Here is a 2206-nt window from a genome sequence, read left to right on the forward strand (position 1 = left end):
GGCGGCGCCCGCCGCAACGGCCCCGGCCGCCACACCGGCGGCCCCCGCCCCGCAAAGCGGCAATCCGCCCGTGCCGCAAAGCGGCAACAACGCCCCCGTCACCTTCACCGCCGAGCAGGTGGAATACGACCAGGAGCGCAATCTGGTCACCGCCAGCGGCGCGGTGGAGGCCTGGCAGAATGAGCGCATCCTGCGCGCCGACCGCTTCACCTTCGACCGCAACACCGGCATCGCGACCGCCGAGGGCAATGTCCAGCTGCTGGAGGCCGACGGCCAGGTGCTGTTCGCCGACCGCGCCGAGCTGTCGGGCAACATGCGCGACGGCGTGGTGGAGGGGCTGAAGGCGCGGCTGGCCCAGAATGGCCGGCTGGTGGCCAATGGCGCCCGCCGCACCAATGGCAGCATCCTCGACATGTCGCGGGTGCTCTACTCCGCCTGCGACCTCTGCGCCGAGGATCCGGAGGCGCCGCCGCTCTGGCAGCTGCGCGCCCGGCTGGCGACGCAGGACCAGGCGGAGAAGCGGCTGCGCTACCGCGACGCCTCGCTGATGCTGGCCGGCGTGCCGGTGCTCTACACGCCCTACCTGTCGCATCCGGATCCCTCGGTGCCGCGGCAATCGGGCTTCCTGACGCCGAGCTTCGGCACCTCGAGCTTCCTCGGCGGCTTCGTCGAGCTGCCCTATTACTGGGCGATCGATGGCAGCTCCGACCTGACGCTGACGCCGACGCTCTCGACCAAGCAGGACCCGGCGCTGGGCCTCGCCTATCGCCGCCGCTTCAACACCGGCGAGATCGAGGCCAGCGGCTCGCTCGGCCAGCGCGGCGGCTCGCGCGGGGAGGACGGGCTGGGGGCGCACATCTTCAGCCGCGGCCAGTTCGGGCTCGACGAGAACTGGCGCACCGGCTTCAACCTGAACCGCGCCAGCAGCGAGACCTATCTGCGCGCCTGGCGCTACCCGGCGCCGCGCCAGCTCTCCTCGGACGCCTATCTGGAGGGGTTCTGGGGCAGCGACACCTATGCCCGCATCGACGGCCGCGCCTATCAGGGCCTGTCGGAGGTGGACGACACCGGGCAGATCCCGGTGGTGCTGCCCAACCTCTACGCCGACCACGCCTTCCGGCGCGACCGGCTGGGCGGCTACATGACGGCCGATGTCTCGGCCTTCTCGCTGTACCGCGACCAGGGCACCGACACCCGCCGCATCGCCAGCCGCTTCACCTACGAGCTGCCGCGCATCGACGCCTATGGCCAGGTCTGGACCTTCCGCGCCCAGGGCGATGCGATCAGCCGCTGGGTGGACGACCTCGACCGCGCGCCGAACTTCGCCAATCGCGGCACGGCGACCGACGCCACCGGCAATGTCCGCGTGGCGCTCGACTGGCGCCTGCCGATGACGCGCAGCGCCGGCGCCTATGGCACCCAGCTGATCGAGCCGCGGGTGCAGCTGGTCACCGGCCCCTCGACGGGCCGGCAGACCCTGGTCGCCAACGAGGACAGCCTGGATTTCGAGTTCACCGACGCCAACCTGTTCGCGCTGAACCGCTTCCCCGGCCGCGACCGGCAGGAGGGCGGCACGCGGGTGGACACCGCCTTCCGCGGCGCCTGGATGTTCCCCAATGGCGGGCGGGTGGAGGGGCTCATCGGCCGCTCCTTCCGCGCCAGCGAGGAGAGCGTGTTCGAGGAGGGCTCGGGCCTCGAGGACCGTGCCTCCGACTGGGTGGCGCGCACCAGCTTCTCGCCCGTGCCCTGGCTGGACCTGACCGCGCGCGCCCGGCTGGACAAGGAGGATTTCTCCGCCCGCCTGGTGGAGACGCGGGCGCAGCTGGGGCTCGGCCCCGTCTCGGTCGGCGCCGGCTATCTCTACACCCTGCCCTCCTCGGCGCTGATCTCGCCGCGCGAGCGGCGCGAGGTGTCGGGCAACATCCAGGCGCAGCTCGGCCGCTACTGGCGCACCGGCGCCTATGGCCGCTACGACCTGGAGCTGGAGCGCGGCGTCTCCGCCGGCGTCAACCTCACCTATGAGGATGAGTGCCTGATCTTCGACACCCGCTTCGCCCGCACCTATGCCGAGCCGAGCGACCGCACCAACTACTACCCCTCCTCGACCGTGCTGCTGTTCCGCGTCTCCTTCAAGACGGTGGGGGATTTCGGCTTCCGCGCCATCTGACCCGCCGCCGCCGCGCGCGCCACGGCCGGCGGGATCGCG

1 protein-coding gene is annotated in these 2206 nt (G+C 71.8%); it reads left to right on the top strand.

Annotation, left to right across the window (positions count from 1 at the left end; genetic code table 11):
• On the top strand, positions 1-2167 hold a 2167-nt coding region (locus HMPREF0731_RS19105), incomplete at its 5' end, for an LPS-assembly protein LptD (protein ID WP_051014827.1).
• Positions 2168-2206 lie beyond the last annotated feature (39 nt).

Origin of the sequence: Pseudoroseomonas cervicalis ATCC 49957 (genome assembly GCF_000164635.1) — a bacterium.
Classification (GTDB): domain Bacteria; phylum Pseudomonadota; class Alphaproteobacteria; order Acetobacterales; family Acetobacteraceae; genus Pseudoroseomonas; species Pseudoroseomonas cervicalis.